Consider the following 14007-nt stretch of genomic DNA (forward strand, 5'->3'; position numbering starts at 1 on the left):
AATGAGTAGGAGGCATTTTGATGCCGGGCAGGATTCCCCCGCCCGGCAGATCGTGGATATTTATTCAGCAGCGTCGCGGTAAGGGGCACCCTCACCATAAGGCACGTTGATCCCGCCATAGCGACGGACTCGGATGTTGCATTGCTCGGCGTGGCCCACGAAGCCTTCCAGCATACACAGCCGCGATCCGTATTCGCCGATCAGCGTTGCAGCCTCATCGCTGGTAACCTTCTGATAGGAGTGGGTTTTCAGGAATTTACCTACCCAGAGACCACCGGTGTAGCGCCCGGCCTTCTTTGTCGGCAGCGTGTGGTTGGTGCCGATCACCTTGTCACCATTGGCAACATTGGTGCGCGGGCCGAGGAACAGCGCGCCGTAACAGGTCATGTTGTCGAGGAACCAATCATCGCGGTCGGTCATGACCTGAACATGTTCCGATGCAATTTCATCGGCCACCGCTAGCATTTCGTCATAGGTATCGCACAGGATCACCTCACCGTAGTCCTCCCAGCTGACGCGGGCGGTCCCTGCGGTGGGCAGGATGGTAAGGATCCGGTCAATCTCTTTCAGCGTGTCCTCGGCAAGGGTTCGGCTGTTGGTGACCAGAACGGCAGGGCTATTGTAGCCATGTTCGGCCTGACCCAGAAGGTCGGTCGCGCAGAGTTCGGCGTCAACCGTGTCATCGGCGATGACCATGGTTTCGGTCGGACCCGCAAAGAGGTCAATGCCCACGCGGCCAAACAGCTGTCGTTTGGCTTCGGCAACAAACGCATTGCCGGGCCCCACCAGCAGATGCACCGGGGCAATGCTCTCGGTGCCGATGGCCATGGCGCCCACCGCCTGAATACCGCCAAGCACATAGATTTCATGTGCGCCGCCGAGGTGCATCGCTGCGATTACGGCGGGGTTCGGCTCACCGTTGAAGGGCGGGGTGCAGGCCACGATGCGGGGCACACCGGCGACCTTTGCGGTGGCGACCGACATATGCGCGGAGGCGACCATCGGGAATTTGCCACCGGGCACATAGCAGCCGACGGATTGAACCGGGATATTCTTGTGGCCGAGGATCACGCCGGGCATCGGCTCCACCTCGATATCGAGCATCGAGTCGCGCTGCGCCTGCGCGAATTTGGTCACCTGGTCCTGGGCGAACTTGATGTCTGCCATTTCGCGGGGGGAGACCTTGGCGATGATCGCCTCAATCTCCGCCTCGCTCAGCCGGTAGCTGTCGCGGTCGTAGTTGTCGAACTTGCAGGCCAACTCACGCACAGCTGCATCGCCACGCGCCTCGATATCCTTCAGCGTTGAGGCCACTACAGAGGCGGTCTTGGCGTCATCCTCGGCCCGGTCTGCTTCGGGTTTGCCGCGTTTGAGATAGTCAATCGCCATCGTATTTATCCTTTGTTGTCGGGTCGCGGCGGTTGCTTTTCGCCACGATCAAATGCTTCCCAGCCTTCGCCGTTGAACAGATCGACGCCAAGCTGGGCGGCGACATGGGCGAAATCGACATTGACCCAATTGTCCACGATCTTGCCGTCAACGACTTTCCAGAAATCCATGTAGCGGATCTCCACCCGTTTGCCGGTGGGGGCGATGCCCAGGAAGGTGCCGCTGTGGGTGGCTTCCTGCTAGGCCAAAGGCCGCAGCCCATTCGCCCATGTAGAGGCGGGCCTCGTCGATGCAGACCTTGTCGGAGAAGGCCGCCTGAAACGGGCGCTGCCAGTTGTCCTGGAATTCCTTCAACCCGGTCTTGGTGCCGCACCCCTGATTGCCCATCCAGCGAAAGCCATCGGAGAAAAACTCGCCGATATCGCCGATGCGGTGGTCGTTCAGCCCATCCACCATCTCTTCGATGACGCGGCGGGTGTCGTCTGTCTTGCTCATATCCGTGTCTTTGGTCAGCACGGCTTGTTCTGGGCGAGAGCCTTTCATGGCCTTATCCTTTTCAGTCTACCAAGGGAAAATCTGTGATGGGGGGAGGAGATCCCGCACACAGAAAATCCCTTGGCATCCTGTTCAGCGCCGGATGGCGGCCGAGGGCGTTATGACGGAAAGATGCGCTCATCCTTTGACCGCACCTGCGGTCAGGCCGCTGACGATCTGGCGCTGGAAGAACATCACCAGCACAAACAGCGGGGCGGTAGCGGAGACCACGGCGGCCACGGCAAACATCACGTTGCCTTCGGTCTGGGTGGTGCCCATGAAGCTGGCGATCTTGGGGATCATGGTCTGATTGTCCTTGCTCAGCAGCATCGAGGTGACTGCAAAATCGTTGTAGGCCAGCAGGAAGGAGAACAGGCCGGTGGTGATGACGCCGGGCCACATCACCGGGATGATCACATGGCGGAAGGCCTGAAACTGTGTGCAGCCATCAACCTTGGCACTTTCGTCCAGTTCCTTGGGGATCGACTGGAAGAAAGAGTGCAGCATCCACAGGGTGAAGGGCTGGTTGATCGCCACCAGAACGATGACTGTCGTTGCAAGATGCCCCCAAAGGTTCCATTCAAAAAACGGCAAGAGGTAGCCCGCAACCAAGGTGATCGGCGGCATCGCGCGGAAGATCAGCGCGGTGATCAGCAGCCAGAAGGTATAGCGATAGCCGGAGCGGGACAGGGCATATCCACCCAGCGTCCCGATCGTCAGCGAGGTCATCACCACAAAGATACAGACCAATGTGGTGTTGATGCCTGCTTTCCAGAATTCCTCCTGGATCCACGCCCCTTCGTAACCAGCGCCGGTCAACGACGAGCCGTGGGTTGCCTTGGTCAGCGTGCCGGTCAGCGCGTTTGTCCAATCCGCGATGGAGAAGAAGTCCAACTCAACCTTGAAGGAGCCCCAGAAGGTCCAGAGGAAAGGGAAGGCAGCCAGGATCAACCAGAACAGGATGAAACCATTGACCAGCAGGCGCAGGCCCAGTGGGCGGCGGGTGGCGGCGGAACTGCTCATGTTAAGTCTTCCCCTTGAAATCTTGCCAGGTCCGGATCAGCACCGGGGTCAGCAGTACGGCAACGCCGAGAATGGTCAGGACGGATGTGGTCGCGGCGGAGGACAGCAGCCGGGTTTCACCGCCCATATCGTTGAAGATGATCCAGCTGAAAGAGGTCGCATGCGCCTCAGCGTTGAAGCCGACGATTGGTTCGAAGACGCGGAAGTTGTCCATCAGCTGAATAAGCGCCACAAAGGTCACCAGCGGCATCAAATGCGGCACCACCACGTAGCGGACACGTTGCCAGCGGGTGGCGCCGTCGATCTGCGCGCTTTCCAGCTGGTCCTGCGGCAGGGTTTGCAGGCCTGCATAGAACACCACGAAGGCAAAGGGAGCGGAGTGCCAGACCCCATAGACAATCAACATGATCCAGGTCAGCCCGGTGGAGGCTTTGAGCGATAGGGTTGGATCATCGGTCAGATATTGCAGCGCGGACCCAAGCACGCCGCGGCTGTCGATCATCCAGAACAGGATGAGAGAGCCAATCAGCGGTGTCACGATCATGGGCAGCAGTGAGAAGAAGATCACCAGCCCCTTCAGATGTCGGTTGAGCGAGTTCACGGCAAGCGCGATCATCAGCCCCAGCACGATCAACAGCGGCGTCACGGTAAAGGTGTAGGTCAGCGTAAAACCCATCGCGCGGTAAAAAGGCAGGTCGCTGATTTCGCCAAGGAAATCGCCGATGCTGTCGGTGCTGCGCCAGGCTTCTGCCACCTCGGCCACAGCCAGGTGACCACGATCAAGATAGATCTGCAGGCCGACAAATTTTCCCAGAGGCTCCGCATCGCGCAGGGCGCGGGTGGCCTCCTGGTCGATGGTGGTTTCCTCTTTGCAGCCGAAGGGGCCGCAGTTTTCAACCGTCACCAGAACGGCGTCATGGGGGGTGTGAACGGACTGGAACAACACCGACACGATGGGCAGGGCGATGAACAAAAGCATCGCAAGCCCGGTGGGCAGAAAGAACCAGAAAAAGGTGCGGTGTTTCATGACAAACCGATGTCCAGAGTTCAGGTGGTGGTGGCAGAGGGGAGACTCCCCTCTGCCGGTTGGGCCTCAACTTAGTTGAGGAACCCTTTTTCCTTGGCCGCAGCGGTATAGGCTGCTTCTGCATCAGCAAGAGCCTGTTCGGCGCTTTCCTTGCCCTGCATGAAATCGCTCAGCTCAGCACCCAGCGCGGTGTGCAGCAACCCCATGTAGGGCAGCATCGGGTAGGGGCTGGTGCTCATCTGCACGGCCTCAAAGACACCTTGAGCGGCATCGGTGGGCTCATAACCGTCGATCAACCAGACTGCCTGAGGGGCGGTTTCTTCGTTCAGCATCTCGGGGCGGATGCCATGGGTCAGGGCGACAAAAGTCGCTTCGGCTTCGGCATCAGGAATGTTCTTGGCAACAGTCCAGCCATCCCACCACAGGGTCGAGGCCGCGTCAGAGCCACCCGCCACGGTCAGTGGGCCGGAGATCGCCATGTGATCCTTCACCTCCTGCACAACACCATCGGCTTCGGCCAGAGTTGCAGCGCGGCTGCCCCACATGTTCATCAGCGCGACATTGCCGGCACGGAATTCGGCGTTGGTGGCGTTGGAGTCATGGGTCAGGAAGTCGGGGTTCATATAGTCCGACAGTGACTTCATCATTTCCAGAGCGGCCACGCCCTGTTCATTGTTGATCGACACCTTGGCGCTGCCCGGCTCAAAGAAGCTGCCGCCATGGCCCAGATACATGTTGTTGAATTCCTGCGCGAGGTTCCAGCCCGCCTTGTAGGAGCCGCCAACCGGGTTTTCCATAATGCCCTTTTCGCGGATCATCTTGGCGGCGGCCAGCAGGTCCTCGTAGCTCTTGGGTGGCTCCACACCGATCTCTTCCAGCACGTCTGCGCGATAGACCAGATGCTGGGCATTTGCCATGAAGGCCACGGCCATGATCTTGCCATCGATGGTGATCAGCTGGGTTTTCTGCAACCCGTCGCCGTGTTTGGCAACCAGGTCATCCAGCGGGCGGATGACGTCTTCGTTCATCAGGGCCACGATGGAGGAATTGGCGATGATGGCAGAGGTGTATTCCGCTGGATTGCCGGTCATGCCCGCAACATTGATCTTCTGATGGTCTGCGGTCAGGTTGGCCTTGACCTCACCACCGGTGCATTCTTTGGCCGCATCGGCGACGGAATGAATGGCCGGGAATTCATTGCCGACGATATTGACCCGTGCCGAAATCTCGCAGGCAGAACCTGCGCTTGCGGCAAAGGCCAGAACCGAGCTGGCAAGTGCGATATGTGTGAATTTCATGGTAGTCTCCCTGTTATAGGGGGAAGCCGTCCGGACAGCATCCCCGTCGTTGCCCCCGTCGCATGCACGAAGGCGGCGGTGGTGGGGGATTACCCCCCCAGCCGCGCACCTGTTTGTGTGTCAAACAGGTGGCAGTGATCTGTGGGCACATGGATCGACACCATATCGTCGATCTCTGCGCGGAAGGTCTTGTCTGCCTTGACCGAAACCAGGACGCCGCCAATGCGGACCGTGACCATGGTGGCATCGCCCAAGAGTTCCATCGTGTAGATCGGGGCGTTGATCTGGCCGCCGCTCTCTACAACGCTGGCATCCTCTGCCCGAAAACCCAGCGTGACCGGACCATCCGGACCGGACAGCCCGGCGATATCCGTGTGCTGTGCGGTGAACCGTCCGCCGGAGAGGCCACCCTCCATGAGGTTCATCGCCGGTGAGCCGATGAAACTCGCGACAAAGGCATTGGCGGGACGGTCGTAGATCTCTGTCGGGCTGCCGACCTGCTGCACGACGCCTTTGTTCATGACCACCACGCGGTCGGCGAGGGTCATCGCTTCGATCTGGTCATGGGTCACATAGATCGTTGTCACGGCCAGTTCATGGCTGAGGTTTTTGATCTGCGCGCGGGTAGAGACCCGCAGTTTGGCATCCAGGTTCGACAGTGGCTCGTCCATCAAAAACACGTTTGGTTCGCGTACGATGGCCCGGGCCAAAGCCACCCGCTGGCGCTGACCACCGGAGAGCTCTGCCGGTTTGCGGTGCAGGAACTCGTCCAATTCAACCATGGCGCTGGCCCGTCGGACCTTCTCGTCATGGGTCTTGGCGTCAACACCGCGCACCTTCAGTGGGAAGCGGATGTTCTCGTAGACATTCATATTTGGATAAAGTGCGTAGCTCTGGAACACCATGGCGACGTCCCGGTCCTTCGGCTCCAGTTCGTTGACCCGATTGCCATCCACCAGAATGTCGCCCTCGCTGGCGCTCTCCAGCCCGGCAATCATCCGCATTGTCGTGGTCTTGCCGCAGCCCGACGGCCCCAAGAGAACCAGAAACTCCTTATCGGCGATGGTCAGGTCGAAATTATCAACCCCGACAAAGCTGCCCCAACGCTTGCTGATATTACGCAGCTCTATCTGTGCCATGCGGGTCCGCCTCCCAGCGAAATCTATTTTGCATACGATTGCAAAAAGGTTAGTCTTTGCTGCGTTAATTTGGCAAGATAATTTTGCAATCGTATGCAATATGGCGTGAAGCGCCTGTAAAATAGGGAAAGAAATGAACGATCTTCAGGCAGCAAAAGCCGTCGTGCGCGCCTTCTACGCCGATCTGGACGCTCCGGATACAGAATCTTGAAGCGGCTCTGATTCGACATACATCAGCCGATTACCTGTGGCGCGGGTTCCACCCATTTAACGAGATGACTGAGGCTGCTGAGGTCGCCCGCCAGTTCTGGACGCCACTGCGCAAAAGCCTCACATCGTTGCAGCGGCGTGAGGATATTTTCTTTGCCGGGCGCAATCAGATGGACGATTTTCAGGGCATCTGGGTGGTGTCCATGGGCCATCTGATGGGGCTGTTTGACGCGCCCTTTGTTGGCATTCCGCCCACGGGCAAGATTGCGATGCTGCGCTATTGCGAGTTTCACCGGGTTGAAGGCGGCAAGATTGCCCAGACCGCGATGTATTTTGATCTTCCGCATCTGATGGCACAGGCTGGTGTCACAGCTTTTCCCGGTCAGACTGCCGCGCAGTTGGTCCAGCCGGGGCCAATGACGCATGACGGCCTGCTGTTTGACGCCCAACCAGACCACGAAGGTGAGGCGACGCTGGCTGTGATCAACCGCATGATCGGCGAACTGGGGCAGTGGGACAACAAACTCAGTCTTGAGGATGAGTTGCGCCAGACGTGGTGTGAAGACATGTTGTGGTGGGGGCCGACCGGCATCGGCGCGACCTATACGATCGCGCGTTATGCCCAGCAGCATTCCGGCCCGTTTCGCGCGGCCTTCTCGGACAGATCCAAGACCGGTCATACGGCGCGTCTCGCCGAAGGCACCTACGGCGGCTTTGCCAGCTGGCCAAATTTCACCGCGCGCCTAAGCGGCGACTTCATGGGCCGCAATGCGACCAATGAACGGGGCGAATTCCGAGTGATTGATATTTACCGGCGTAGCGGTGACAAACTTGCAGAAAACTGGATCTTTATCGATTTGCTGCATTTCTGGAAAGGGCAGGGATATGATGTCCTGCAACAGCTCAGCGACGGGACCCTGACATGATTGACGCGCATCATCATCTTTGGGACCTCACGGCGGTGCACTACCCTTGGCTGGCCGCCAAGGGGGTGTCGCGGTTCTTTGGTGATCCAAGTCCGATCCAGCGCGACTATCTGTTGCCGGAATTTCGCGCAGAGGCCGCTGCCTTGGGGATCACCGGATCTGTTCACATTCAGGTCGGCGCCGAAGATCCGCTGGCGGAGGCGCAGTGGGTGCAAACCATCATTGATGCGAACCGGGATTGGCCGATGGTGCAGGTGGTTCATTGCGACCTGACAGCGCCGGATCTGGCGCAGCAACTCGACATTTTTCAGGCGTTGCCCTCGGTCCGGGGCGTGCGCCAGATCGTCGGTCGCGCCCCAGGCGAGGACGCGCAGACCGGCACCAATGCGCTTTTGGATGATCCGCGTTTTCTGGAGGGGCTTATGCTCATTGGAGACCGCGGGCTGTCCTTTGATCTGCAGCTTATCCCTGAGCTGATGGAGAAGACCGCGGGCGTTCTGGCACAGGCTCCGCGTACAAATGTAGCCCTATGCCATGCGGGCAGCCCCCATGACCGAAGCCCCGAGGGATTAACAGCGTGGAGGCAGCAGCTCATGTTGCTGTCTGACCTTCCACATGTGCGGTGCAAACTCTCAGGTTTGGGTATGTTTCAGCACCGCTGGACCGTTGAGGATTTCAGGCCGATCATTGAGACGTGCCTTGATCAATTTGGCGCTGACCGCTGTATGTTTGGCTCCAACTTTCCGGTGGATAGCCTTTACTCAGACTATGAAACGCTGCTGCGTGCACATGAGAGTTTGGTTCCGGATCGCCTGAGATCACAGGTCTTTGGTGAGACTGCGGCACGTTTTTACCGGTTCTGAGATCCTTTGCTGATGGGCTGGGCAAGACTGGCCAGCGCAAAGAAGGCTATTCATGTCGACCCTGACCCTGAGGCAGGGGGCGGTCAAAGTCTCAGGTTGATGGCGCCGATCAGTCCTATCTTCCTTGTTGTATAACGGAGCCTAGAACGCGCGTCTCCCGACACGCGGGAGGCGCAGCGACCGGTGCAGCGTTTTGCGGCGACGCCCGCAACAAACCTCACTTCAATTTGTTTTCCAACGATACGATCTCGACGTAGGCACCCAGCATCTCGACCGCAGATTTCACCGCATCATAGGCGTTCTCTTTAACGATATAGCCTGCAATCTTATGCTCGTAAGCAACGGCAATATCCGAGGGCGCATCAGAGGTTGTCAGAACAAAAATCACCGAGTTCGCCAGCTCTTTATCCTCGCGCACCTCTGCGAGGAATTCCAACCCGCCCATGCGCGGCATATTCAGATCCAGAAGGATGATATACGGACGCTCAAGCGCAGCAGAGTTCACCCCCCGCAGCAGGTCCAGCGCTTCCTGCCCGTCGCCGACAACTTCAATCGGGTTCACAAGGCGGAGTTTTTTTAACGCGCGTTTGATTGCCATCACGGCAACCTCGTCATCGTCTACAATCAGAAACGTAACGGATTCTCTATCGGTCATGCGGCCAGTCCTTGGATGTCATTCGGTGTTTTTGCTGAGGGTGTATTGAGTGGGACACGGACCGTAAACACAGTGCCACGGGCCACATCCGGGTTGGAGACGACGGACACGCTGCCGCCCAGTGATCGGGCGAGTTTTTGTACCAGTGCCAAGCCCAGGCCGGATCCCTCTACTTCGTCACGGGATTTTAGTGTCTGAAATAGAACAAATATCTGATCCTGATATTGTTTCGGTATCCCGGGCCCGTCGTCGGCCACTGTGATCTCGACGTAATTGGGATAACGCTCGCTGCTGATGCGGATCGTGCCTGAGGATCTGTCGTGGTGCTTGCTCGCGTTGCTGACAAGATTGATCAGAATGGTCTTCAGCGGTGTCAGATAGGCGCCAAAGGAGCCACAATCCTGCTCTACCCTGATTTCGAAAGCGGAGTTTGAATTGAAGTAGAGCCTCAGCTCATCCGCAAATGTCGTCAGGTTGAAGGATCCGTGTTCGCCATCAATCTGGCTAAGCACGCGCGTAGTCCAGCAGGGCAGACAGGTGGCCTGACAACCTGTCCGTACGATTGCGGATCAATCCGATATTTTTTTGCGCGTCAGCGGGCATCTCATCGGCGAAATCTTCTTCTGTCCATTCGATCAGATTTGAGATGGCGCGCAGCGGCGCACGCAAGTCATGGGCCGCCACATAGGCGAAGCGTTCCAGTTCCTCATTTGAGCGTTTCAGGGCGGCCGCAGTGAGCCGGGATTTCTCCACGGCCTTGGCGATTTCGGCAATCTCATCTGACCCGTTGGTGTCGATCGGATCATCAAGATGGCCGCGCGACATACGCTGAATGTGGCGGGTCAGGCGGTGGATCCGCGAAATCATTCTCACCTCAATCATGAACCACAAAAGGGCAAGAGAAATCAGAAGCATGCACATATTGAAAGCGACATCGACGAACCGAATACGCTCCACAATACGGCTCGTTTCCGCAGCGCTTTGGCGAAACTCCATCGCGGCACGCTGGGTGCTGGACCGGGTCCAGGCGCCGATGTTGTTGAGCACGGCCTCCGCCTCACCGTAAAGCTGTTCCTGATCTGCTTGGCGCGTGTGCAGATCCGACAATGCGGCGACCACCCCGTTTGGGCCCAGCATGGTGTTGCGATAATCGACCAAAACACCGGCGATGTCGTGGCGCGCGTCCAGATTTTTCAGCCGGGCAAGACGAGAGGCAAGGATGTTGATCTCTGCCACCAGTCTCTGGCGCGCGGCTGTCTGTCCGGCACCGGTTTCGAGGGAGAAATCTTTGGTCAGAATGGCAAGCGAGGCAACGCTGCCAGATATTTCTCCCAAGGTCTTGGCAGTATCGATTGCCCCGGTGACTGCTCTGGCCCCGTCCTGTCTGGATTGCGCATCGCGCTGTTGATTGCCGAATTCGATCTGCGCAACAACGATGGATTTTTCCAGCGCCAGGATCTTGTCAACAGCCTGTGACACAAGGGTGTTGATCCGGATGTTCTGAGCGACGATATCCTGACGACCCTTCACCACGTTCTGAAAAACATCCGCATCTGCTGATGACAGTTCTTCGGCGATTGTATCTTCTCGGTCGCTGAAATTCTCGCGAAACAACTGCGAAAGATTGTCGACGCGTCGACTCAGCCCCGTAAGCCCGTCCAGATCGTCGATCAGCCTGACCCGAGCCAGCGTCACCTCCAGCCCGTGTTGCAGGTCGCCGAGGTCGGCAATCCTGTCGAGCAACGGGATCGTCCGATCAGACAGGTTCTCGGTCTTGCGCTCAATGCGGCTTAGGTCGTTCCATTCCGCATACATCGCGACACAAATCGACGCGAGGCATATAACGACACAAGATCTGAGGCGTGCGGTTAGCGACACTGCTGGACCCTTCTGCTGCTGGTTTGCTCAACATAGGGTTGAGAGGTTTACTAGTCCTTAACTGGGCGTGGATAGGCTTAAAGATACTGACCACACGCGAGGATCCCCATGTTCACGAGACGCGCCTTTACGACGCATGCCCTTGCGCTTGGCGGGGTTGGCGGCCTGCCTGCTGCTGGGCGTGCGGGACTTGATCACCAGCATCCTAATTTGCTCCGAATTCTGACGCCTCAGGGGGCGGAGGCCAACCTGGCGCCGGTGGCCAAGAGTTTCGAGGCGATGTGCGGGTGCCGGACAGAGTTGGTTGTTGTCGGCGTCGGCGAGGTGAACGCGGTTCTGACACTGGAAGCGATGCTGAACGATGTCGGCGTTGATGTGGCGCTGCTTACCACTTTTGGCATTCCTGACCTTGTCGAGGCTGAGGCTATTTTGCCCTTGGATGCGCTTGCACAGCAATATGCGCCGCAGGGGCTGACTGACGCGATGATGTACACCAGCGGCGATTTTTTTGACGAGCAGCTGTGGGGGTATCAGACCGACGGTGACGTCTTTTTAATGTTCTATAACAAGAAGTTCATGAAGGATCGGGGCCTCGCCAATAGATACGCGGACCAGACCGGTACCGCGTTGTCGACGCCGCAAACCTGGGATGAGCTGGACCGACAGATGGCGTTTTTTCACGATCCGGACGCGGGTCGGTATGGCGGCTGCCTGTTTCGCACGGCCGATAAGGTGGCCTGGGAGTGGTGGGCACGGTTTCATGCCAAGGGCGCCTGGCCGTTTTCACCCACGATGGAACCGCAGATCGCAGGAGCGCGTGGGGTTGCTGCGTTGGAGGATATGATGGCCTCCAGCGCGCATCTTGTCGGGGCCGATCTGGATCTGTTTTCCAACTGGGCGCGCTACCAGGAGGGCGATATCTACGCCAACATTGGCTGGGGCGGTACGCAGAAGAGCCTCTATGCGCCCGGTTCGGCGATGCGCGACAATATGATCAATGCGTCGTTGCCCGGCGGGCGTATCGATGAGGCAGTGGTGCCGCTTTCCTATTTCAACTGGGGGTGGAGTTACGTTGTTGCCAAGAACTCAAAACAACCAGAGCTGGCCTATCAGTTTTGCCTCAATGCGGTCTCGCAGCAGGTTGGCGCTGCGGCGATCGCCCAGACCGACGGGTTCTTTGATCCGTTCAGAACCGACCAGTATCAGGATCCGGCCATCATCAAAGCCTACGGAACGCAGTTTCTGACGGTTCATGAGCAGGCGATGCGTGCCTCGATGCCGGATCTGTATCTGGCGCGGCGTGGAGAGTATTTTGAGGCGTTGTCCTATTGGCTGCTGGCCGCACTGGCTGGGGATGTGACCGCTGAGGTCGCGTTGAACAACGTTGCCCAGTCCTGGCGGGCGACGACAGATCGTGTTGGCGTTGAGGTGCAATCGCGCCGCTGGATGGCGTTGCGCGATACCTATCCTGCCGACCTGCGAAAGGTGCTTACCGATGAAACATGATACACCCGATCCGGCCCTGAGCCAGACCATGCGCGATCAGGCCATGATGGAAGTCGTCTATAAGATTGTGCACGACCTGCGCGGATCGGTGCGGGCCATCGCTGAATTGCCGAATTGGATTGAGGAGGACCTGCAGGATAGCGGTATTGCGCTGCCTGAGGGGCCTGCGCAGTCGTTTGATCTGATGCGGCGCCATGCGGAAAAGCTGAACATGATGCTTGATCAGCTGTCGCAGTATTCCAAAACCGGATACCGTGAGACGGAGCGGGTTTCAGTCAGAACCTGCCTGGAACGGGCTATTGCGGCACTGAACCTGCCGAGTGATGTGCGGGTGCGGGCACGATTTGATCCGGCGGAGATCGAAATGAATCCAGATGCGCTGATGTCGGTATTTCTGATTCTGCTGGGAAATGCTGCCGAGCACAACGCGGGACCGGTGCGCATTGCGGTGACCGGGCGTTTGCGCGACGGGCATTGGGACATGATGCTGCGCGACAACGGTGTCGGGTTTCCGGATGGAAAATTGGAACGGGCTTTTGACCCGATGAGCAAGTTTTCGGTCGTGGAGACCGGTGGGGCCGGGATGGGCCTTGCGATCTTGCGCCGTCTTGCTGACAGCTACGGCGGTGTTGTGGAGGCACTCGCGCCCCGAACCAAGCGGGACGGGGCGACCATTCGTTTGCGGCTGAAGCAACCTTGCTTGGACTAGGTGGCGATGATGTGGTCCACCCTAATGGTGGACCACATTGAAACTGTTGCTGTAATTCTCGATCTCGTCGAAGAAGCGCCAGATGTTCAGGCAATGTGTTTCAATCTCATCAAGCGCTTCAGGGGATGGTGTCAGCCCCTGATTATGGCAGCCGCGAATAAAGGAGATCTGGCGATACATGCGCCGCAGTTTTGGCTGCAATTCGCTGATGCAGCCCTCCGCCATGCCCCGGATCACGTTGCGTGTGGCGTCTTGCACTTCAGATTTCATCGCCGGGTTTGAGAATGTCTCGGCGATGGAGTTGTAGATCACACCATGCAGTTTTTCTGCGGTCAGATTGCCCTTGCCGACATAATCCACGCAGCCAGCGCGCATGGAGCTGACCACCGCTTCGGTATCCTCGCGGCCAGAGATCATCACCACCGGTACCTCTTCCGTCTCCAGCTGTTTTTTGACCACAGCCACCGCATCAAGGCCAGAGGCATCGCGCAGCTGGTGATCAATCAGGCAGAGATCAACAACGTTTTCATCCAATGCCCTTTCGAGGTCCTGAATGTCCGAACATGTAATCACCTCGACCGTGCGATCAGCCTGCGCAATGAGCCGCCGCATCCGCGTCCGGTCAAATTCACTGTCATCCAGCACCAAGACGCACAGGTTGCCGGAGGGCAGTGTCGGGTGGCTGGTCTCCATTGTAACCTCAGTACCATTCATGATGACGCCCTTTCCAAAGACTGTAGCCAGAAACTGACATTTCAGCCCTAACGAAAGATTAATATGCCTGCCTTCTGTCGTTAAGACTTTAACCAGGCGGTATAGAGCTGCGCATCGGCAGACCCCGATCCCCCCT

12 protein-coding genes and 2 pseudogenes are annotated in these 14007 nt (G+C 58.1%); 4 read left to right on the forward strand and 10 right to left on the reverse strand.

Going from position 1 to position 14007, the window contains the following annotated elements:
• Window positions 1-60: 60 nt before the first annotated feature.
• The 6 genes and pseudogenes from hisD to L0Z65_RS00680 all read right to left on the reverse strand — a co-directional run bounded on the left by hisD (window position 61) and on the right by L0Z65_RS00680 (window position 6410).
• Window positions 61-1389 carry a histidinol dehydrogenase gene (gene hisD, locus L0Z65_RS00655; protein ID WP_405109815.1) on the reverse strand — a complete coding sequence of 443 codons (1329 nt, stop codon included), beginning with the start codon at window positions 1387-1389 and terminating at the stop codon, window positions 61-63.
• A 5-nt stretch (window positions 1390-1394) separates the two neighbouring features.
• A pseudogene (locus L0Z65_RS00660) lies at window positions 1395-1932 on the reverse strand (ester cyclase).
• Window positions 1933-2061: 129 nt separating this feature from the next.
• On the reverse strand, window positions 2062-2946 hold the full coding sequence (locus L0Z65_RS00665; protein WP_096705988.1) for a carbohydrate ABC transporter permease: 885 nt from the start codon (window positions 2944-2946) through the stop codon (window positions 2062-2064).
• Between the two features lies 1 nt (window position 2947).
• The gene (locus L0Z65_RS00670; protein ID WP_096872300.1) at window positions 2948-3973 is read right to left on the reverse strand and encodes a carbohydrate ABC transporter permease; all 1026 of its coding nucleotides are present in this window, start codon (window positions 3971-3973) and stop codon (window positions 2948-2950) included.
• A 71-nt stretch (window positions 3974-4044) separates the two neighbouring features.
• A complete protein-coding gene (locus L0Z65_RS00675; protein WP_405109820.1) occupies window positions 4045-5271 on the reverse strand; it encodes an ABC transporter substrate-binding protein in 1227 nt (408 codons plus the stop codon).
• 89 nt (window positions 5272-5360) lie between these two features.
• On the reverse strand, window positions 5361-6410 hold the full coding sequence (locus L0Z65_RS00680; RefSeq protein WP_096872297.1) for an ABC transporter ATP-binding protein: 1050 nt from the start codon (window positions 6408-6410) through the stop codon (window positions 5361-5363).
• 133 nt (window positions 6411-6543) lie between these two features.
• Here L0Z65_RS00680 and L0Z65_RS00685 point away from each other — a divergent pair.
• Both L0Z65_RS00685 and L0Z65_RS00690 read left to right on the forward strand, forming a co-directional pair.
• A pseudogene (locus L0Z65_RS00685) lies at window positions 6544-7546 on the forward strand (ester cyclase).
• On the forward strand, window positions 7543-8409 hold the full coding sequence (locus L0Z65_RS00690) for an amidohydrolase family protein (RefSeq protein WP_405109823.1): 867 nt from the start codon (window positions 7543-7545) through the stop codon (window positions 8407-8409). Before L0Z65_RS00685 ends, L0Z65_RS00690 begins: the two are co-directional and overlap by 4 nt.
• A gap of 217 nt (window positions 8410-8626) precedes the next feature.
• Here the strand turns inward: L0Z65_RS00690 and L0Z65_RS00695 are convergent, their stop codons facing one another.
• From L0Z65_RS00695 to L0Z65_RS00705, 3 genes are read right to left on the reverse strand one after another with little or no spacing between them, the layout of a single operon-like run.
• Complete coding sequence (locus L0Z65_RS00695) at window positions 8627-9064, reverse strand: response regulator (RefSeq protein ID WP_096872291.1); 438 nt, start codon at window positions 9062-9064, stop codon at window positions 8627-8629.
• Window positions 9061-9576 (reverse strand): ATP-binding protein, encoded by a 516-nt coding sequence (locus L0Z65_RS00700; RefSeq protein WP_405109827.1) that lies wholly within the window; start codon window positions 9574-9576, stop codon window positions 9061-9063. The genes L0Z65_RS00695 and L0Z65_RS00700 overlap by 4 nt, the downstream gene beginning before the upstream one ends.
• Window positions 9569-10879, reverse strand: coding sequence for a HAMP domain-containing protein (locus L0Z65_RS00705; RefSeq protein WP_405109831.1), 1311 nt, complete (start codon window positions 10877-10879; stop codon window positions 9569-9571). The genes L0Z65_RS00700 and L0Z65_RS00705 overlap by 8 nt, the downstream gene beginning before the upstream one ends.
• Before the next feature lie 273 nt (window positions 10880-11152).
• Here L0Z65_RS00705 and L0Z65_RS00710 point away from each other — a divergent pair, with 273 nt between their 5' ends.
• Together L0Z65_RS00710 and L0Z65_RS00715 are read left to right on the forward strand one after the other, a co-directional pair.
• Window positions 11153-12448, forward strand: coding sequence for an extracellular solute-binding protein (locus L0Z65_RS00710; RefSeq protein WP_405109834.1), 1296 nt, complete (start codon window positions 11153-11155; stop codon window positions 12446-12448).
• A complete protein-coding gene (locus L0Z65_RS00715) occupies window positions 12438-13157 on the forward strand; it encodes an ATP-binding protein (RefSeq protein ID WP_405109837.1) in 720 nt (239 codons plus the stop codon). Before L0Z65_RS00710 ends, L0Z65_RS00715 begins: the two co-directional genes overlap by 11 nt.
• Window positions 13158-13178: 21 nt before the next feature.
• On the opposite strand, the gene L0Z65_RS00720 is transcribed toward L0Z65_RS00715, so the two are convergent.
• Entirely contained in the window at window positions 13179-13871 is a 693-nt protein-coding gene (locus L0Z65_RS00720; RefSeq protein WP_102896422.1) for a PleD family two-component system response regulator, read from the reverse strand.
• Between the last annotated feature and the right edge of the window lie 136 nt (window positions 13872-14007).

It is taken from the genome of Phaeobacter sp. BS52, assembly GCF_045040595.1.
Taxonomy (GTDB): Bacteria; Pseudomonadota; Alphaproteobacteria; order Rhodobacterales; family Rhodobacteraceae; genus Phaeobacter; species Phaeobacter piscinae.